The organism is Stieleria varia, from assembly GCF_038443385.1.
Taxonomy (GTDB): domain Bacteria; phylum Planctomycetota; class Planctomycetia; order Pirellulales; family Pirellulaceae; genus Stieleria; species Stieleria varia.
This window is the reverse complement of the sequence record NZ_CP151726.1, coordinates 4,236,844-4,257,515: the sequence shown is the minus strand read 5'-3', so window position 1 is coordinate 4,257,515 and position 20,672 is coordinate 4,236,844. Positions and strand designations below refer to the sequence as shown.

Sequence of the window (20,672 nt, the reverse complement as noted above, 5' to 3'; positions counted from 1 at the left end):
ATTTCTGGCGAAATCCACTACGCCATCGAACACACCGCACCTGCCAAGCGTCGCTCACCTATCCAATGAAACACATGATGAACAATCGACGAGCATTCCTTTCTCAATCATTGGCCGGAATCGGAGCGCTCAGCCTCGCGTCGCAAACGTTGCTGGCGGACGGCAATTCAGTTGTGCCACCCAAACGCTTCATCTTCATGCACAAAGGCAACGGACTGCTGCCCGGTTCGTTGGTCCCCCCGACGTTCAACTCCAAGCAATTGGAGGCGGAGCAGCGCAAGGACGCTTTCGTCGCCGATCTCGACGAGCATGAATTGCCTGAGTGGATGAGCCCGATCGCGGAGCACAAACAAAATCTGACGATCCTCCAAGGCTTGTCAGGCAAAATGTGCACGACCGGGCATCACACTTGGTGTTCGTCACTCGGAGCCTACAAAGCAAACGAACGCCTCAGTTCCATCCAATGGGCAACCGTGGACTTTGAACTCGCAGACCTTTTTCCATCTCCTTTTCACCATATCGAACTGGCTTGCTTTCCCAGTGAAGGTGGCAACTCGCGAGGGAATATCAACGGAATCGAGAAAGGCTTCTCGGCTCGCGGCCCGCAACAACCCAACTATGCATTCGGATCACCAAAGATTGCGCTGCAGGAACTGTTCAAATCGGTGTCCGCCGATCAAGACGCCCGAGTTCGCTATGAACTGGAACGCAAGGTTTTACAGTTCTTGTCAGAAGATGAAGCTTCGCTGGCAAGCCACCTGGCTGGCATCGAACATCGCAAGGTCGCCAACTATGCCGACGCGTTGCACGACATCCGTCTACGAAACGGTCGCGTGGAAGCCATGGGTGAAGTGATTCGCAAGCACATCCCGCAACTCGACGCCAAGTATCTCGCAGAGAATCTTTCCACCGTCGATAGGCAGTTCGGATTGGTCGAAGTCTTGTTGTCCACATTGATTTCTGGAATGACCAATGTCGTCGCGTTCACCGCTGATGAATTGGGAACACGGTACACGGGATTGCCGGGAATCGAAGGCGAGAGTGTCAATCTGCACGATGTCGGGCATGGCAAAGCCATTGCTGGTGTTGAGGCTCCTGAGATCCGCGAAAAGGTGCGGCTGCAACATATGACGTTGATCGACCGCATCGTTACTCGTTTGAAAAGTGTCCCCGAGGCGGGAGGCACGATGTTCGACAATACTGTTCTGTTCTATCTGCCAAACAATGGTGAAACGCATCACAGCAAGGGTACGGAGTGGCCGTTTCTTGTGCTCGCTGGCGAGAACACACGTCTGGACATTCGTCGTCGCTACATCCGCTTGCCCGGATACGACACAGAAGGCCACAAGACACTTGGCAATTGGTACACGACCATCCTGAACGCGTATGGAAATTCGATCGATCACTACGGCGCTCTGGATGTCGCATTGACGGTTGACCAACGTGGACCGATCGAGCAATTCATCGGCTAGCGGGCAATTCATCGGCTAGCGGGCAATTCATCGGCTAGCGGGCCCGAGCCACATAACGGATTATTTGCTGACGCACTTGGTCGTGGGATTCGCCAGAATTCCCGTCACAGGGGATTTCTAGCGAAATCCGATACGGAATTATTTGAGGGGGACAAGTTTCGTATTGGACGAGGCTACGAGTCCCGTGCGCAAGGACTTGTAACCTCGTCCACTACGTCAGCAACAGATTGCTCGTTGCTTAGCGTTCCGCAAACTCGACTATCCAAAGTCCAGTGTCAACTCGACCGGACAATGGTCCGAGCCAAAGACGTCACAACGAATGTCTGCTCCAGTCACTGAGTCGATCATTTTCTTGGCGACCCAAAAGTAATCCAGACGCCAGCCGATGTTCTTCTCTCTTGCATTGCTGCGGTATGTCCACCAGGTGTAGCGACCGGGTGAGTCATCGAAATGACGCAGTGAGTCGACGAACCCCGACTTGACCACGTTGTCGATCCCCTGGCGTTCTTCGTCAGTAAAGCCTGCGTTCTTGCGGTTCTGTTTCGGATTTGCCAAATCGATTTCTTTGTGGGCACAATTCAGATCACCGCAAAACACGACCGGTTTGCGTCGATTCAGTTTTCGCAGATAGCTGAGAAAATCTGCGTCCCAGCGTTGGCGGTAATCCAACCGCAGCAGCTCACGTTTTGAGTTGGGCGTGTAAACGGTCACGAGGTGAAAATTGTCAAACGTCGCCGTGATCACTCGACCTTCCTGATCATGCTCGTCAATTCCCAGGCCCAACGCATGACTCTTCGGAGGCTGCTTGCTCCATATCGATGTGCCGCTGTATCCCTTTTTCTGGGCACTGTTCCAAATCTGGTGGTAGCCCAGCTCGTCGGCCCAAGCCAAGTCGACTTGCTCACGCTCGGCCTTGACCTCCTGCAAACACAACACGTCGGGCTGATCGGCTACCACATAGTCTCGAAATCCCTTGTCCATCGCGGCACGGATTCCGTTGACATTCCATGAAACAAGCTTCATCGTCATTTGCACAAATTTGCGTTCAATTTCTAAACACCGTCCGCCCCCCACCCCAGAACCAGTAAATCCTCAGGCTGATATCCAAGCAGGTCTCGATCCGGTGTAAACTAGCGTTAGATCCAGTGTCGATCAACGCGTCCATCAATGCGGGCAATCGACCTGTTCCGCCCAATCGATCTGTCCCGCCCCGTCGACCGGTCCACCCCATCGACCTCCCACCTGTCGTTTCCCTCCATGCGTCGGAATCCCATGTTGCCACGCTGCTGCCGCGTCACGCGATTGACGTTTTCCTCAACGTTGCTGTTCACGCTCGTGCTCAGCTCCACCGAGCTCACCAATGCCGCTGAGCCCACCATTCGCTTTAACCGAGACATTCGTGCCGTGCTGACGGACAAGTGTTTTGCCTGCCACGGTCCCGATGCCGAGACTGTCGAAGGCGGTTTACGTCTGGATCTACGTGATCAAGCGATCGAGGCAAAGGCATTCACTCCCCACAACTCCGGTGAAAGCGAACTCATACGTCGTATCGAGTCTGACGACGCCGACGAAGTCATGCCGCCACCGGAGTCGCACAAGTCGCTCACTGACGAGGAGAAATCGCTGCTGAAACGTTGGATCGACGAAGGAGCCACGTACGAGCCACATTGGGCGTACACGCCCATGCAGTTGACTCCGATGTTGAGCGAACATCAAGGCAATCCCACGGCGATGATCGACGCTGCGGTCCAACAAGAACTCACAGCGTCCGGCATTGCACCCGCGCCGATCGCCGACCGCATCACTTTGATCCGTCGGCTCTCGTTCGACTTGACGGGGATGCCACCGACGCCCGAGGAAGTCGACGCGTTTATCAATGACTCATCCGAAGGCGCCTACCATCGCGTCGTCGATCGGCTGCTCGGATCGGCGCGCTTCGGCGAACGCATGGCGATCTATTGGCTGGACTTGGTTCGATACGCCGACACGGTCGGATACCACGGTGATCAAAACGTCTCGCAGTCACCGTACCGAGACTACGTGATCAACGCATTCAACGAAAACATGCCGTACGATCAATTCGTGCGTGAACAACTCGCCGGAGACTTGTTGCCCGATGCCACGCTGCAGCAAAGAGTCGCCTCGGGGTACAACCGACTGAATCAGACGACGGAGGAAGGCGGATCGCAGGCGAAGGAATACTTGGCAATTTACTTTGCCGATCGCGTCCGAAATGTCTCCCAAGTTTTCATGGGGGCAACCGTCGGGTGCGCCCAGTGTCACGATCACAAATACGATCCTTACACCTCCAAAGACTTTTACTCGCTCGGCGCTTTCTTCGCCGACCTGGAGGAACGCGGTGTTTACGGAGCACGTGAGCGACCACCGATGATTCGCGTTCCCAGCGACGAACAGCAACAGCAGCTCTATGCGTTGGATCGTCAGATCGCCGAACTGCAGGCTGACGAACCCAAGGTCCGTGAGCAAGCACTCGCGAAACTTGCGGATTGGGAAACGCTGACACGTCAAAAAATGGTGGAGTCCAAAGAAGTTGACATGCCGTGGGTCGACGATGCGCAGGAGACCGGCGGGAAGAGCAACGGCGATTGGAAATTTGTTTCTGGAAAGAAAGTCCCCGTCCATAGCGGTAAATCATCGCGTCGCCAGGAAAGTGGCGGACTAGTGCAACACTTTTTCGAGGGCGCGAACCCCACAACAAAGGTTGAGCCGAACACGCGGTTTTATGCTTGGGTACACCTAGACCCCAAGAATCCTCCCAAAGCGCTGATGATCCAACTCAACGACGGTTCATGGGACCATCGATACGTTTGGGGCAGCGATGACATCGAGTATGGACGCAGGCCCGAATCATGGGACGGCTACCACCGTGCGGGTCCACTGCCGGAGTTGGGAAAGTGGGTGCGTTTGGAAGTCGATCCGGCTGAAATCGGATTGCCCGCCGGCAAAGAAATCAACGGAATGGCCTTCACCCAATTCGGCGGTTTGGTCCACTGGGATCAAGCCGGCTGGGTGTCGTCGACCGGACTGCCTCAGAACATCGCAGAAACGCTAGCGGTAGCCCCGTCGGACCGCAAACCGGAACGGACAGCCGAGCTGCATCAGTACTATCTGGACCACGCAGAGCCGATGGTCGCCTACCGCAAACAGCTTGCGGCTTTGCAGGCGGATCGAAAATCGGTGGAGGAATCTGCACCACTGACGGTCGTCAGCAAATCTGTTGAGCCACGCACGATCCGTATTTTGCCTCGCGGCAACTGGTTGGACGATAGCGGAGCCGTGGTCGAGCCTGCGATACCAGCGTTCCTGGGCGACTTGAATGTCGACGGACGTCGCGCCACTCGACTCGACTTGGCCGACTGGCTTTGCCGCAGCGACAACCCGCTGACGGCACGCACGATGACCAATCGAATGTGGAGTCTGCTGTTCGGTCGTGGCTTGTGTACCAGCGTCGATGATTTGGGCGGCCAGGGCACCTATCCGTCCTACCCAGACTTGCTCGACGCGTTGTCGATCGAGTTCGTGCAGTCGGGCTGGGACATCAAAGCCCTGATGCGCTGGATTGTGATGAGCGAAACCTATCGGCGCTCATCCACACCAACGCCCGAGTTGAAGAATGTCGATCCCTACAACGATCTTTTCGCCCGGCAAGGTCGATTCTGTATCGACGCGGAAATGGTGCGCGACGCGGCGCTTGCGACGAGCGGATTGCTGACGGAGTCCGTCGGTGGACCGAGCACGCATCCGTATCAGCCGGCCGGGTACTACGCACAGTTGAACTTCCCTCGCAGGACTTACCAAGCCGATGACGGTGCCGATCAATATCGACGCGGGGTTTACACGCACTGGCAACGTACTTTCCTGCACCCGATGCTGAAAGCGTTCGACGCGCCCAGTCGCGAAGAATGCACGGCGGCGCGAGCCCGTTCGAACACGCCCTTGCAAGCTCTGGTGTTGCTGAACGATCCCACGTTCGTCGAAGCCGCCAGGGTGTTCGCAGCCCGCATCATGCGTGAAGGCGGCTCGGATGTGCCTGCGAAAATCCAATGGGCCTACACGACGGCCGTCTCTCGCGGCCCCGATGAATTGATTTCCGATGAACTGCAAAAACTTTTCAACGAACACTTGAAAGAATATCAGGCTGACATCGAAGCAGCGAAGAAACTGATCGCCACCGGTGACGCTGTCGTGGAAACGCAGCTCGATCCCGCGGAGCTGGCCGCTTGGACCGGTGTCGCTCGCGTCTTGTTGAACTTGCACGAAACCATCACACGTTATTAAACGGTATCGAATCATGTCCCTCAACACCCCCGAATCCGCTGAACGACTGCTGGCCAGACGTACCTTTTTGCGACAAACCGGTATCGGAGCGATCGCACTGAGTACGATGCTGCGACAGTCGGCGAACTTGCACGCAGCGAACGTATCCGCGAACGCACCGGCGGACGCCATCAGCAGTTTCCGCGGCGTCTTACCGGCCCCTCATCATCCGCCACGAATCAAACGTGTGATCCACTTGTGCATGGCGGGCGGCCCGAGCCATCTGGAGACGTTCGACGAAAAACCGACCCTGGCAAAACTGGATGGACAGCCGATGCCCGAGTCGATCACGAAAGGTCAACCGATCGCCCAGTTGCAGGGCAAGGCGTTGAAGGTGATGGGAGGACAACACGAGTTCAAGTCGTACGGCAAAAGCGGCTTGCGCATGTCCAGTGTCTTTGAACACATCAGTGGATTGGCCGACGAAATGTGTGTGATCAATTCGCTGCACACCGAACAGATCAATCACGACCCGGCTCACACATTTTTCAACACGGGAACCGCCATCAGCGGCAGACCGTCGATGGGCTCCTGGGTGCTCTACGGCTTGGGCTGCGAAACGCAAGACCTGCCCGGTTTCATCGTACTGACCAGCGAAGGCGGCGGGCAAAGCCAACCGATCAGCTCGCGTCAGTGGCACTCCGGTTTCTTGCCCAGTCGATACCAGGGAGTCCAGATGTACTCGACGGGTAATCCCGTTCATTACGTGGGCAATCCCGAAGGGGTCAGCCGTGAACAGCAACGCGACGTTGTCGATGCTGTCGCAAGAATCAACTCGCTGAGAAACACAGAGTTGCGCGATCCCGAAATCGCAACGCGGCTGGCAGGCTATGAAATGGCATTCCGCATGCAAGCGTCAGTGCCCGAGCTGACCGACATGTCCGACGAACCCAAACACATTGTCGACATGTACGGCTGCACGCCCGGCGATGGCTCCTTCGGCAGCAACTGCTTGCTCGCACGCCGATTGGCCGAGCGTGGAGTTCGATTCATTCAGTTGTATCACCGTGGATGGGATCACCACGGGGGTGTGAAAGCCGGAGTGGCAAACACGGCAAAGCTGGTCGATCAAGGAACTGCGGCGCTGGTCAACGATCTGAAACAACGCGGTATGTTGCAAGACACCTTGATCGTCTGGGGAGGCGAATTCGGACGCACCCCGATGGCACAGGGAAGTGGACGAGACCACCACATCAAAGGATTCTCGATGTGGATGGCCGGTGGCGGCGTGAAGGGCGGTACAAACTATGGTGCAACGGATGAGTTTGGGTACAACGCCGTAGAAAATCGTGTGCACGTTCGCGATTTTCACGCCACGATGTTGCACATGCTAGGGATCGACCATGAACGGTTCACGTACAAGTTCCAGGGCTTGGATTTCCGCCTCACCGGTGTCGAGCCCGCGCGAGTGATCAACGACCTGTTTGGTTAGCATCAGGTCGCGGATCGCATCTGCGGGGCAAGCCGTTTGGTGGTGTCTCCTGCGCCTTCGGCTGCGGGTCAAACGAAGGGAGCAACTGCCTGTTTGACCCGTAGCCGACAGGCGTAGGCGGATCCGGCATTGAACTCTGCGGGGCAAACCGTTTGGTGGTGTCTCCTGCGCCTTCGGCTGCGGGTCAAACGAATCGGCGGCAGATGTCAGCGTGGAGAGGCTGACGTACGACAAAAAAAGCCGTGTGGCTTTCGCGCACACGGCTTTCGTTTCTATTTCCGCCGACCGATTAATATCGGTAGTGATCGGACTTGTAGGGTCCTTCCACTGGGACGCCGATGTAATCGGCTTGCTCTTGGGTCAGCGTCGTGAGCTTGACGCCGAGGGCGTCCAAGTGCAATCGGGCGACTTCCTCGTCCAATCGTTTGGGCAACAAGTAGACTTGCACCTTGTAGGTGTCGTTGTCGCGGTTGTTCCACAGTTCCAATTGGGCAAGCACTTGGTTGGTGAACGACGTGCTCATCACAAAGCTGGGGTGACCGGTCGCACATCCGAGGTTGACCAAGCGGCCTTTTGCCAACGTGATCACGCTGCGTCCGGTTGCCTTGAAGGTGTAACGATCGACCGCACCGATGTCGGCCGGCTTGATCTCGTCCTTGGTCGCACGTCCAGCCGCCACTTCCTTTTCCAACCAAGCGATATCGATCTCGGTATCGAAGTGACCGATGTTGCACAGGATGGCGTCTTCGGGCATCTCGACCATGTGCTTGCCCAAGATGATGTCCTTGTTGCCCGTCGTGGTGACGAACAAACGACCTTCCTTGCAAGCGTGTTCCATCGTCGTGACTTCGAATCCTTCCATCGACGCTTGCAGGGCGTTGATGGGGTCGATTTCGGTAACGATGACGCGGCAACCGTAACGTTGCAGGCTGTGTGCACAGCCTTTGCCCACGTCGCCATAACCACACACCACGGCGACTTTGCCGGCCAACATGATGTCGGTCGCACGTTTGACGCCGTCTGCGAGTGATTCGCGGCAGCCGTACAAGTTATCGAACTTGCTCTTGGTCGCGCTATCGTTGACGTTGATCGCGGGCACTTGTAGCTTGCCGCTACGATTGAGAACTTCCAGGCGGTGGATACCGGCCGTGGTTTCTTCGCTGATGCCGTGGATGTCGGTCAGCAGTTCAGGGAACCGGTCATGAATCATGGCGGTCAAGTCACCGCCGTCGTCCAGGATCATGTTCAGCGGCTTGCCCGAGGGGAAGTGCAACGTTTGCTCGATGCACCAATCGAACTCTTGCTCCGTCATGCCTTTCCAAGCATAGACAGGGATTCCTGCGGCGGCGATCGCGGCTGCAGCGTGGTCTTGGGTGCTGAAAATGTTGCAGCTACTCCAGGTGACTTCCGCGCCCAACTCGACCAGCGTCTCGATCAAGACGGCGGTCTGGATCGTCATGTGCAGACAACCCGCGATGCGAGCGCCGGTGAGCGGTTTGGACTCACCGTATTTCTTGCGCAAAGCCATCAGGCCTGGCATTTCGGTTTCGGCCAAATTGATTTCTTTGCGGCCAAACTCGGCCAACGAAATGTCTTTGACTTTGTAGGGCAATCGATCGGTCTCGACTTGCGACACAGCAAACTCCGTAGGTTGAAAGTGGAACGTAGTGATTTGCGTGAGAGGGGCTACGGACCGACCACGAGGACTCCCGCTGGTTCGCAATCCCCCGAACGCGTGCACACCTCGGCAAGGCTGCCAAAAGGGGAGAGGCACGTGCTCGAGGCACCGCAACGCCCCGGAAAAGGATTCCGACTAGGACGGTTGCGTTGGCTAGATGATACGCATACCGGCGTTTTTGGTCAGTCCTAACGGGGAATCAAAAGAGATTTTTTCCAGCGTTTGGCCTGTTTTGAGCCAATGCGGCCTCCGCGGCAGCCGCAAACTGGCGGATCATTTCCGCTGACTTGACTCCCCTGGAGGACTCCACACCGCTGGCCGTGTCCACGCTGCAGGCACCACTGGCCGCGATCGCCTGCGCTACATTGTCGCTTCGCAGACCACCAGCCAACGTCCAGGAGATCTCGGGGTTTTGGGCTGACCAAGCATGAACCGCCTGCCAGTCAATCGATTTGCCGCTGCCCCCGTGCTGTGGCCCCGCATCGGCGTCCAACAGCAAATGGAAACCCGCGTGTCCCCATTCTCCCACCGCAACCACGACCGGGTTTTGAGTCCGATCCTCCACTATCACTGGGACTTTGATTGCACGGATCACGCGAATACCAGCGTCCTGCAGTGACTGGGCGAACGTCAATGTCTCATCGCCGTGCAGTTGGACCACGTCCAAGTCGACCGCGCGGGCGATCTCCACGATGGACTCCAGCGGCTCGTTCACAAAGACGCCCACTCGCATCAGCCCCAAGCTGGCCGCGCGGCGAGTCAGTTCCAACGTGGACGGTTCGAGAGGATCCACATAGCGGACGCTGGGGCGAAAGAAGTTCAACCCGATCGCATCGGCAGGCGATTCTCCAACCGCGTCGATGTCCGACTTGAGCTTCACTCCACAGATTTTGATTTTGAACACAGACGCTCCGCCAAAAATCGCTACCACCGGAAATTTCTAAACCGTTTCAACTGTTCTCAAGTCGGCAACTTACCCGATACCCTTAAAGATTCCATCGCCGCCGAGGAGCCCATCATGAAAGACCGTTTCGCTGTTCGCGATCTCTTGCTCGTTTTTTCAGCCTCCTGTGTGCTGACGCTGGCTCTTTGGCCACGCTCACCAGCACGTCAGATTGTGCACCTGGAAACCTCGTCTGGCCATTGGGAAACCCGATCACTGGCGACCAATGACCCGCGGCTGGAGCTGATCGGGACCGCTCTGCTGGCCAAGGAATTGCAATCAAACTCCCCTGATGTGGCCGTTGCGACTTGGCGGCGTGAGTTGGATAGTTTTTATCGAGCAAATCCCCCGCGTGATGCCAACGGATCGGTCGACACCGTTGCCGCAACCGCGTCCATCAGCGACGACGTGGTGATCGCTTCCTACGAAGCCGCCGTCAGCGAAACCACGCTGTCGCCCGCGGCCGTCTCCAGCCCGATCGTTGAGCCGAGTACCCAATCGGCCCCCTTCGCCAGTGAGAACACAAACTCCAGCGGAATTGCCGTCCAACTCGGTGAAACCATCCCACGCAGTCTTCCTCAGTTCGCTTTTCATGCGGCGTTCCTCGTCGGCGTGCTGATGGCATCGGGCTACAAACACTGGACGATGAAGATCCCCGCGGTGCCCAAGCGACGCCGACAACCAGTTGCCGTGCGAATCCGACAGTACAGCTTGGCAAGCCTGGCGAGCCTCGGCGGATTTGCTTGCATTCTGTTGGTGTTTTGAACGGCGACGCGGAATTGAATTTTTCTGCCCCAAATCCGGCTCACGTACTTTGCCGGTTGTGTCGATAGTAACGATTACGGCGATTGCATCCTCCTGGCTGACGTGCCTGGCGTCTCCGTACCACTCCACGCGTTGTGAGACCTGTCTCCGATGAAGAACTTTGACAACGACTTCACCCTGCCACCTTTTCCCGCATTCCCCTGCGTGAGCCGTTTTGTCCCGATCGGCAGCGTCAATGAATCACTGGAACGGATCAGTCGCAGCGTTCGTGCCCACGAGTCCTTGATCTCAGTGATCGGTCCTCCCGGAACCGGAAAATCGTTGCTGTGCGGCGTCATTGCTCAACGGTTCTCAGCAACGCACGACATCGTCGTCTTGGGCGAAACACCCATCCTGGACGAAAAAACGCTGCGTCGCCAAATGCTCAATCGTCTCGGCGTTGCCTTGGAAAACCATCGCGATGACGATTTTCAGTCGATGATGGAACAGCGGATCAACGGCCCGATGGGAAAACCTTGCGGGCTGCTGTTGGTGATCGACGAAGCTCAGACGCTGACGGAAGATTTGCTGGAGTCGATCCGCATGTTGACCAACATTATGCGTGAAGGTCAACCGCGTGTGACAGCCATCGTTGTGGGCGGCGTCAAACTCGACGAAATGCTTGCGGCCCCATCGATGAACGGCTTCGCTCAGCGAATCGCGACTCGATGCTATTTGCATCCGATGAACGCAGGCGAGACCCGCACGTACATTCGCGACGCGATCGAACAATGCGGCGCCGAGCCAGACGGGACGATCACCGACGGAGCGATCGCGGCGATTCATCATGCCGCAAGCGGAGTTCCACGGCTCGTCAATCAAATGATGACCGAAGCCATTGATTGTGCGGCTGATGGGAATCAACAACTCATCGACGATTCCGTCGTCGATCGTGCTTGGGCACAACTGCAGCAGTTGCCCAGCCCGATGATGGAGGAACCTAGATTGGTTGGCGAAAGCTCGACCATCGAGTTCGGAACCTTGGACGACACACCCATGGGCGATTCGTTCGGTCAGCAGCAGGTTGTTGAATCATCCAGCGAAGAATGCTGCGATGAGGTCTGCGAAACGGCAACACCATGCGAAGAAGAAGTCGTCTGTTCGTCCGACACCAATGTACCCGCTGAGTACAACGAAGTCAGTGAGTTGGAGACGCCGATCGATTTTGAAACACCGTTCTTTGATTGTGCCGTCGCGCCGTTGCCGATCGAGCTGTTCGCGGACATCGAGCTGAACGAACCGCTGACGCAACCAACGACGCAACCTCTACGAGAAACTCGCCAACCGGTCGATACCGGACGCTTGTTCGGTGATTTTGACGACGAAGAACAAATCAATGTGGGCAGCGTCGCTGCGGTTTCCAGCTCTCGATCGGAAACCCAATCGCCACAACCGACTGCTGCGGAAACCTACAGCATCGAATCGATGTTGCACTCCGAGATCGTCAGCCTGAGCAGCTTTGCGGCGGACACGATCCAGGTCCAAGCCGAAGCCGAGATGGAGCCTGAGTCATTCAAGGCGACTGAGAACAGTGACGAGGCTCCGACGAAGTCTGGACCGAGACCCACGGTGGTTTGGTACGACGAACCGGCCGAGGAAGAGTCCCCGCACTACCGCGACGATCGAGACATCGTGATCATCAGCGAAGAAATTGATCTGGAAGCCTCCGAACGCGAACCGACGCGAATCGACATGGGCGCATCCCGAGTGAAGGTCGACTACCAAGAGATCCTCTCCAAAATGCGCGGCGCAAAAGCCCAGTGATGTCGAGCCTTCGGCTCGATTTTGCGAGTCTCGGAGAGACTCGCCTACGTGGAATGTTGTGGCTGGTCAGTCGATCGAACACTCGGCGGAATCCGATTCACTTTCTGAGTACAATATCCGTGCCGTTCCTGTAGTCCTCCGAACCGCATACCGTGGCTCATCATCCAAGCCACAACTCAGAAATGTATCGATGACCACTCGCAACCTGATCATCTTACTGCTGCTCGCCCTGGTCTCGCCCGTTCAAGCTGACCAGTACGCGTTTTTGGTCGGAGTGCGTGACTACTCGCTGCACAACGAGCTGACCGCGCTGAAATACACCGAAGACGACGTTCACACGCTGGCGGGCACTCTCTCCAAATCCGGCGTCCCGCAAGAAAACATCGTGCTGATGACACAGCGCATGGCGGCTCAAAAAGCTCGCCTATCTCCGCGGTCGGATCAGATCCGACGCGAGTTCCAATTGTTGCTCAGTGAGCTTGGTCCCAACGATTCGATCATCGTCGGATTCTCTGGGCACGGACTGCAATTCAAGGGCGATCCGGTCAACTACTTCTGTCCCTTGGACGCCAAGCCGACAGACAAATCGACACTCATATCCTTGACCGAGATCTACGACTCGCTCAACCGCTGCAAAGCACGAACGAAGTTGCTGTTGGTCGACGCTTGCCGAGACGATCCGTTGACACAGGTGGCCAAGACGACCAAGCGGATCGAGCTGGAGCCCGTTCTTGATCGCGTGCCGCCGGTTCTCGCCGGTGGAACGGTCGCGATTTTCAGCTGCAGTGCCTCGCAGCAATCGTTTGAATCGCCAGATTTGCAAAGCGGCGTCTTCTTTCACTTCGTCAACCGCGCTTTGGCAGGCGAAGCCGACGATGATGGAGACCAGGCCGTTGATCTCATCGAGTTGGAATATTTCACGATCAAGAGCGTGCAAAAATGGGCACGAGTGAACATCGGTAAACCGCAGATTCCCGAACGTGTGGGACGCGCCACGGGAGCAATGGAATTGGTACGACTTGACAGCGGTCGGCAACCCGCCCAGATGAATCCGACGAAGCCACAATTGGAGGCAACCGCGAAATCGATCACCAACAGCATCGGCATGACACTGAACTTGATTCCCGCAGGTACCTTTCTGATGGGATCGCCCCCAACCGAAGAAGGCCGAGACGATGATGAGACCCAGCATCGCGTGACACTCAGCAAGGACTTTTACATTGGCACGACAGAGGTGACTCAGGGACAGTGGGAATCGGTGATGGGGACGACGCCTTGGAGAGGACAGGAATACGTCAAAGAGGGGTCGAACGTCGCAGCGACTTTTGTGAGCTGGGAGGATGCGGTCGAGTTTTGCAAGAAATTGAGTGCAAGAGAGGGTAAGACTTACCGCTTACCGACGGAAGCCGAATGGGAATATGCATGCCGAGCCGGCACGACCACGACGTTCAGTTTTGGAGATGTGGTTGTCAGCTTGAACGAATTTGCTTGGTGGGGTGGACTTGTTGGCGATGGCAACTCAACAACAGAAAAGTATGCTCATGAGGTCGGGCTTAAGCGAGCGAGTGCATTTGGTCTGTACGATATGCACGGTAATGCTTGGGAATGGTGCTCGGATTGGCAGGCCGACTATCCGGTAGGAAGCATCGTCGACCCCCAAGGTCCATCGACTGGCTCGTACCGCGCGGTTCGCGGCGGTAGCTGGATCTATAACGCCAGTTATTGCAGGTCTGCAAGTCGCTTTCACTCCGCACCGGACTACCGGGAAGGCTTCTTGGGCTTCCGCGTTGTCGTCGGTAGGTGAAGGCTGAGTAAAACACGTAGCCGCGTCTCTCCGAGACGCGAACATCGAGACTTCGGCTCGATTTTGCGAGTATTTTGCGAGTCACGGAGAGACTCGCCTACGTGAGGATGTCTTTGACGACGTGGCCGTGTACGTCGGTCAAGCGGAATTGGCGGCCTTGGAATTTGTAGGTCAACCGCTCATGGTCGACCCCCAACAGGTGCAACAAGGTCGCCTGGAAATCATGCACGTGCACCGGGTTCTCGACGACGTTGATTCCCAAGTCATCTGTCGCGCCATAGCTGATCCCCGGTTTGACACCGCCGCCGGCCATCCATAACGTGTAAGCGTAGGGATGATGGTCGCGTCCCCAACGCTCTCGATTGTTGATGTCGCCTTGCAAGAACGGGGTGCGTCCGAACTCACCGCCCCAAATCACCAGCGTGTCTTCCAATAGCCCGCGCTGTTTGAGGTCTCGCACCAACGCCGCACTGGATTGGTCCGTGTCGCGGCACTGCTTGTACAGTTCGGTGGTCAAGCTGTTGTGTTGATCCCAGCCGGCGTGCATCAGTTGGACAAACCGGCAGCCGCGCTCGACCAATCGACGAGCGAGCAAGCAGTTGTGGGCAAAGGTTCCCGGTTCTTGCACTCCCGGTCCGTACATTTCCAGGGTCTCGCGGGACTCGCCGGACAAATCAGCCAGCTCTGGAACACTGGATTGCATCTTGAAACTCATTTCGTATTGAGCAATCCGCGTGGCGATCTCGGGGTCTCCATACTCTTGCAGTTTCAATTCGTTGATCGCCGCGATATCGTCCAGCCACCCACGCCGCATCTCTCGGCTCATTCCGTCCGGGTTGGAAACGTACAAGACAGGATCGCCGCTGCCGCGAAACTTGACGCCTTGAAATCGAGAGGGCAGGAAGCCGCTGCCCCAGTAGAAATCGTAAAAGATCTGGCCGCACGAAGTGTCTTTGGTGATGCTGGTCATCACGACAAAGGATGGCAGCTCATCGGTCTCACTGCCCAGGCCATAAGTCAACCAGGCGCCGGCGGTCGGTCGGCCGGGCATCTCGCCGCCGCTGAGCATGAAGTTGATTGCTGGGGCATGGTTGACTTGCTCGGTGTGCATGCTTTTGACAAAACACAACTCGTCGGCGATCTTGGCGGTGTGCGGCATTAATTCGCTGACCCATGCGCCGCTCTCGCCATGTTGGGCAAACGGTTCGATCGGTGCCAACAGTAGCTTGCCATCAGCCTTGCCCGTCATCGTGCTGAATCGGCGGTCACCGATGTACGACAACGGAACGGGCTCTTTGTGCAGTTTCTTGAGGTTCGGTTTCCAGTCGAACAAGTCGACGTGGGTCGGTGCTCCGTTCTGAAACAGATAGATGACCCGCTTCGCTTTGGGGGCAAAGTGCGGCAGGTCGGGCAAACCCCCGAATCGTGGCTTTTCGGCAACGGGCGTGTCGGCAATTGTGTTGGCAGAGAAGCCATCTTTGGCCAGCAAACTGGCGAGCGCCGCCGTGCCGATCCCGGTCGCGCTGCGGCCAAAGAAGTGGCGTCGATTGAGATGCTGGTGGTTCTGTTGTAGCGGATTCATGGCATGTTCCTTCGGCGGGCTTCACTCACGATTGAGCGTCTCGTCCAAGTTCAGGACCGCGAGACAGAGACTGGTCCAAGCGGCGTGATCCAACGTGTCGAGAGACTCGTCGCGAGGCGACTCGCCGATCGCAATCAGCTTTGCTGCAGCTTCGGGCGAGTCCTTGAATTGTTGCCGAGTCCGTTGCAAGCCGGCCAGCAAGATGGATCGCTCTGCGTCTTGGGCAGTGCGAGCGACCGAGCGTTTCATGATCCAGTCGATGCGATCCGCGTCCGTTGCAGCGGATGACTGCAGGGCACCGGCGGCCAACACGCGAGCCGCCTCCACATAGGCTTCGTTGTTCAACGTCTGCAACGCGTGCAGCGGCGTGTTGGTACGACTGACCTTGACCGTGCAAGTCTGACGTGTGGCGTTGTCAAAGAACATCGTCGGCGCGATGATCCGACGCCAAAAGGTGTACAGGCTTCGGCGATAGAGCTGGCTACCCGAATCGCGTCGGTAAACCTTCTTGCCAAAGGACGCTTCTTCCCAAATCCCTGCGGGTTGATACGTGTTGACCGCCGGACCGCCTTGTTGGGGCGACAAGAGACCGCTGATCGCCAAGGCTTGATCACGAATCATCCATGAGGGCAATCGATAACGAGAACCGCGTGCCAACAGCCGATTGTCGGGGTCACGTTGATAGACGTCTTGGTCGGTGATCTTGGAGGATTGTCGATACGTGTGGCTGGTGACGATCAAACGCATCAGGTTCTTGACGTTCCACCCGTCCTGGCGAAACTGATCCGACAACCAGTTCAGCAGATCCATGTGGACGGGAATTTCGCCTTGTGCGCCAAAGTCTTCGGTTGTCTTGACCAAACCGATTCCGAAAACCTGTTGCCAGAATCGGTTGACGGTTACCCGTGCGGTCAACGGATTCTGAGAGTCGACCAGCCAGCGAGCCAAGGAGAGGCGATCGTTGACTTCGGTGGACTGTTCGGGCGTTGGCAAGAACGCCGGCAGCTCTGCCGTCACCGGCTCTTTCGGTTTGTTGTACAACCCGCGCTCCAAGATGAACGTTTCTCGTGGCTTGCTCATGTCCGCCATCACCATCACTTTTGGAAAACTCTTTTCGATTTTCCCACGACGCTCAACCAGCTTGGCTCGCTCGTCCTGCAGTGACTTGAATTCCGGGTTGGAGTCACGATAAGCGTCGGAGACCAACGTGCGTTGTTCGGCGCTCCGGTCATCGGGGGCGACCCGCAACGCCGTCAGCAACTGATCGGTCACTTCGCCGAGTCTGGGTTCCGCGTGGTCGGTGAGCGACAAGCGGAATCGGCCCAAGTTGTGTCTTTGATGGACCGAATCGTGACGTAAAACGATCTTGATCTGTTTGTCGGCAGTAGGAATCAGCGGTTCTTTGAAACGAAAGACAGCCTCATGTTCACGGTCCACGATTCGGCCTTCGTAGACCGCCCAGCCTGTCTTGGGATTTCCGTCAAAGGCTTTGGTCGCTTTCAAATCGCCTTGTTCGAAGGTGGCTTCCGCGGTGGCAAAGGGATGCACGGGTGCCTCATCCGACTCCGATTCAACCACGCTGACTTCGATTCCGGTGAGGACGAAGTTGCCGCTATCGGCCTTGGAGAGACTACCTTCGGTCATCGATGGATGACGCAGGGCTTCCAAGCGAACCGCGGTGACCCGACGCAGATCAGTTTTTGCGATGACCATGTAAGTGTCGTTGTCAGCCGCAGGGCCGGACGTCAGCACCGAGTCGTCGGGCAAGGTTCGCGTTTGCGTGTGGTTGGCGAAGACTTTTTCGGGGTGCAACGGATGCCACTGAGTCGTCGCGGTCAGACGAGCCAATTCGCCTTGTTCCCATTTAGCCTGCTGGGCGGCCAGTGATTTTGTCAATGTTTGGATCGATTGATCGAGCGCAGCGATCTGCTCGTTCACGTCCGCCAATTGTTTGCGTTGCTCGGCGGATGGCGTGGGCAAGTTGGGCGCCATCTGTGCGTCGCCACCGCCACCGTTGACCGGGGTTTGATTGAAATAGGCAAAGAGCTGGTAATACTCTGCGTTGGTGACGGGGTCGTACTTGTGGTCGTGGCAACGGCAGCAATTCAGCGTCAGCCCCAGCCAAACCGTGCCCATCGTTTCGGACATGTCCATCACGTACTCGACACGGTTTTCTTCCGCGATCCGTCCTCCTTCGCCGTTGATCATGTGGTTTCGACAAAACCCGGTCGCCAGTCTCTGTTCGTGCGTTGCGTCGGGCAACAGATCACCAGCCAACTGCCAGATCGTGAATTGGTCGTACGGCATGTTGTCGTTGAACGCATTGACGACCCAGTCTCGCCACGGCCACATCGTCCGCTCGTTGTCTCCTTGATAGCCGTTGGTGTCCGCGTATCGTGCAGCGTCCAACCAGTCCCAAGCCATGCGTTGGCCGTAGGCTGGACTGTCCAGCAGTCGATCCACTAGGCGAGCGTATGCGTCGGGGTCGTTGTCCGCGAGGAACTCGTCGACTTGATCAGGCGTCGGTGGCAAGCCGGTGAGGTCCAAGCTGAGTCGACGAATCAACGTTGCTCGGGGAGCTTCGGGCGACGGAGTCAAATCATGCTCAGCCAGTTTGCTTTGAACGAACGCATCAATGGGGTTTCGGATCGGTGCGACCGGATTGGGATCGACACGCGGGATGGGCGGCGAAGTGATCGGGCGGAACGACCAATGCTGTTCCCACTTCGCACCGTCATCCATCCAACGACGTAGCAGCTCGATCTGCTCTGGTGTTAGTTTCCGATTCGACTCAGGCGGCGGCATCCGCTCGTCTGGATCTTCTGTGATGAGGCGACGGTAGAGTTCGCTCGCTGCGCTGGTCTTGTCGATAACGGTTGCCACACCGTCGGCAGTGTCCAGCCGCAGATCGGCTTCTCGAGTCGCTTCGTCAGGGCCGTGACAGAACGAACAGTTCTCCGAGAGGATCGGCCGAATGTCACGGACAAAATCGATGCCTTCGGCGTGTGCATGGCCGGTCAAAAGGCCGAGCAGTGGAATCCAGAGAAACAGCAGCAGGTGGGAAATTGAGGTGGGCATCGTTCCAATTTAACCCAAAGTTCCTTCGACGTGCGGTTTGACGAGGGAGCCTTGAAGGAAAACACGTAGCCGCGCCTCTCGGGACGCGTAGTAAATAGGTGTCACGAAACCCATGTAGCAATCAACACTCCACGTGATTTTAGCAGAGAATCAGAATACTTATCTTCCACACGCCCCGAAGGGGCCGAACATGAAAGCCCAGGGCAGAACGCAGCGCCGCCCTGGGTAATCGAACACCCAACAACCACCTCGCCCTGAAAGGGCAAAACGCTGCTTCATCCCGTGTCGAAAAAACACTGTAACGCCCACTTCGGGGCTTGGGGTGTTACGACGCATAGCAACCCAGGGCGACGCTGCGCTTTGCCCTGGGCTATTTTGTCATGTCCCTTCGGGACGGAATGCAATACGTCCCTAGGGGACGATAACAGTACCCACCGTACTGATGACCGTACGAGAAATAGCTGTCGCGAAACCCATGTAGCAATCATCGCTCCGCGTGATTTTGGCAAAAAAGACGTCGACCGGCGACAGTGTTGGCTTTCCCGCTACAGAAACCACTCGGTTTCGATCTGCAGGCGACACCATTCGCGGTGTTCGGTGATCAAGAAATACTCGCTGTGTGAAAGCGATTGCAGAACGCGGAGGGAATCCGTTTCGTCGTATGGCGAGTCCTTCAAGACGGCGATGGGGGTATCCAGGGCCAAGGACTTCGCTCGGAACAAGTTGCGGCTGCGGGGAAATTCAAAGGCGCTCATCCATGCGCGAACGCCGAAACCGATGACTGGCAGCAACGCGGCCAGTCCGATCAGGCAGAACTCGACGATGTGCCAGAAAGAATGATGGTCGACGTCCGTTGTCGCCGTCTCCTCGGCATGCCCCTGCGACAAGGCCAAGCTGATCACGCCATGCATCAACACGATGATGACGCTGGCAAAGAAGATCACGAGCGAAAGCTTCCAATGGTGTGCCCACGAGTAGCGGTTGGCACGATTGGATTGCAGGTCAAAGTAGTTCTTTTGAAACTCAAGTCGTTTGATGCGGTAGTAGTCCGCGATCGCACGCAACTCCGTTGGCGGGATCGGGCAACCAGGATCCATGGCTTCATCGGGTGCTGCGGAATCGGACTCAGTCGCCCAACGCTCGGCTTGTTCATTGGATAGGTGTCGCAGTTTGTTGATTTGCTCACGGACTCGTGTCTTCCAAGCGTCCAAGTCACACCACAGTTCGTGCCATGCCAGCGACTGGAACTTCAGCGAACGCAAACGTTCGGCGGATTGTCTTGCGGACAACCAGTTGTGGTGAAAGTGGAGCGTGATGCCCATCATCACCGTGATCGCAGCCAGCACGATGGAGACGAATTCGAGGATCGTCGTCAGAATCGTGACCGTGGGCAGCACGTGGGCTAATACGAGTTGCAGGATCGCCATCGCCACGGCAGCAACCCCGGACCAGATTGCGAGGTTGGCAACGATCTTGTGCCGCGATTGACTCTTCAGTGCCTTGCTGTCGGTTTCTTTCCATACCGGATGTAGCTCCGATTGAAAGAACACCAGTGCTTCTCGTAGCACTGGAGCCGTGGCGAGCGGATCCGAATTGAGCTCGGGCGCGTCATCCATATCGAACGTCCACCCACGAGACTTGTCCGTTCCGCTACGAATCGCGTCGAGGGTCGACGTCAGCTCTCGATTCCAATCCGTGGAGTCTGAGGGGCTGGGAATGTTGTTCGGGTTCGATCCGGGAATCACTTCGCTCATTTCCATCATCCACAGGCGGTCGG

12 protein-coding genes are annotated in these 20,672 nt (G+C 56.9%); 6 read left to right on the top strand and 6 right to left on the bottom strand.

All coding sequences use genetic code 11. The features are described from left to right. The first annotated feature begins 77 nt into the window (after positions 1-77). Entirely contained in the window at positions 78-1,472 is a 1,395-nt protein-coding gene (locus Pla52nx_RS14305) for a DUF1552 domain-containing protein (protein ID WP_231742091.1), read from the top strand. A gap of 258 nt (positions 1,473-1,730) precedes the next feature. Here the strand turns inward: Pla52nx_RS14305 and Pla52nx_RS14300 are convergent, their stop codons facing one another. Beyond that, a complete protein-coding gene (locus tag Pla52nx_RS14300) occupies positions 1,731-2,501 on the bottom strand; it encodes an exodeoxyribonuclease III (RefSeq protein WP_231742092.1) in 771 nt (256 codons plus the stop codon). A gap of 228 nt (positions 2,502-2,729) precedes the next feature. On the opposite strand from Pla52nx_RS14300, the gene Pla52nx_RS14295 reads away from it, so the two are divergent. Continuing rightward, positions 2,730-5,771 (top strand): PSD1 and planctomycete cytochrome C domain-containing protein, encoded by a 3,042-nt coding sequence (locus tag Pla52nx_RS14295; protein WP_231742093.1) that lies wholly within the window; start codon positions 2,730-2,732, stop codon positions 5,769-5,771. A gap of 13 nt (positions 5,772-5,784) precedes the next feature. Beyond that, complete coding sequence (locus Pla52nx_RS14290; RefSeq protein ID WP_146521017.1) at positions 5,785-7,242, top strand: DUF1501 domain-containing protein; 1,458 nt, start codon at positions 5,785-5,787, stop codon at positions 7,240-7,242. 289 nt (positions 7,243-7,531) lie between these two features. Here Pla52nx_RS14290 and ahcY read toward each other — a convergent pair whose 3' ends face one another. Together ahcY and Pla52nx_RS14280 are read right to left on the bottom strand one after the other, a co-directional pair. Further along, positions 7,532-8,878 (bottom strand): adenosylhomocysteinase, encoded by a 1,347-nt coding sequence (gene ahcY, locus Pla52nx_RS14285; RefSeq protein WP_146521018.1) that lies wholly within the window; start codon positions 8,876-8,878, stop codon positions 7,532-7,534. 241 nt (positions 8,879-9,119) lie between these two features. Continuing rightward, the gene (locus Pla52nx_RS14280) at positions 9,120-9,824 is read right to left on the bottom strand and encodes a phosphoribosylanthranilate isomerase (protein WP_197454721.1); all 705 of its coding nucleotides are present in this window, start codon (positions 9,822-9,824) and stop codon (positions 9,120-9,122) included. 114 nt (positions 9,825-9,938) lie between these two features. On the opposite strand from Pla52nx_RS14280, the gene Pla52nx_RS14275 reads away from it, so the two are divergent. From Pla52nx_RS14275 to Pla52nx_RS14265, 3 genes are all read left to right on the top strand, one after another. Then, on the top strand, positions 9,939-10,628 hold the full coding sequence (locus tag Pla52nx_RS14275) for a hypothetical protein (protein ID WP_146521020.1): 690 nt from the start codon (positions 9,939-9,941) through the stop codon (positions 10,626-10,628). 150 nt (positions 10,629-10,778) lie between these two features. Continuing rightward, positions 10,779-12,431 carry an ExeA family protein gene (locus tag Pla52nx_RS14270; RefSeq protein WP_146521021.1) on the top strand — a complete coding sequence of 551 codons (1,653 nt, stop codon included), beginning with the start codon at positions 10,779-10,781 and terminating at the stop codon, positions 12,429-12,431. 190 nt (positions 12,432-12,621) lie between these two features. Then, positions 12,622-14,235 carry an SUMF1/EgtB/PvdO family nonheme iron enzyme gene (locus Pla52nx_RS14265; RefSeq protein WP_146521022.1) on the top strand — a complete coding sequence of 538 codons (1,614 nt, stop codon included), beginning with the start codon at positions 12,622-12,624 and terminating at the stop codon, positions 14,233-14,235. Positions 14,236-14,332: 97 nt separating this feature from the next. Here the strand turns inward: Pla52nx_RS14265 and Pla52nx_RS14260 are convergent, their stop codons facing one another. The 3 genes from Pla52nx_RS14260 to Pla52nx_RS14250 form a co-directional block, all read right to left on the bottom strand. Next, positions 14,333-15,817 (bottom strand): DUF1501 domain-containing protein, encoded by a 1,485-nt coding sequence (locus tag Pla52nx_RS14260; protein WP_146521023.1) that lies wholly within the window; start codon positions 15,815-15,817, stop codon positions 14,333-14,335. A gap of 21 nt (positions 15,818-15,838) precedes the next feature. After that, on the bottom strand, positions 15,839-18,895 hold the full coding sequence (locus Pla52nx_RS14255; protein WP_146521024.1) for a PSD1 and planctomycete cytochrome C domain-containing protein: 3,057 nt from the start codon (positions 18,893-18,895) through the stop codon (positions 15,839-15,841). A 545-nt stretch (positions 18,896-19,440) separates the two neighbouring features. Continuing rightward, entirely contained in the window at positions 19,441-20,649 is a 1,209-nt protein-coding gene (locus tag Pla52nx_RS14250) for a hypothetical protein (RefSeq protein ID WP_146521025.1), read from the bottom strand. Positions 20,650-20,672: the final 23 nt, after the last annotated feature.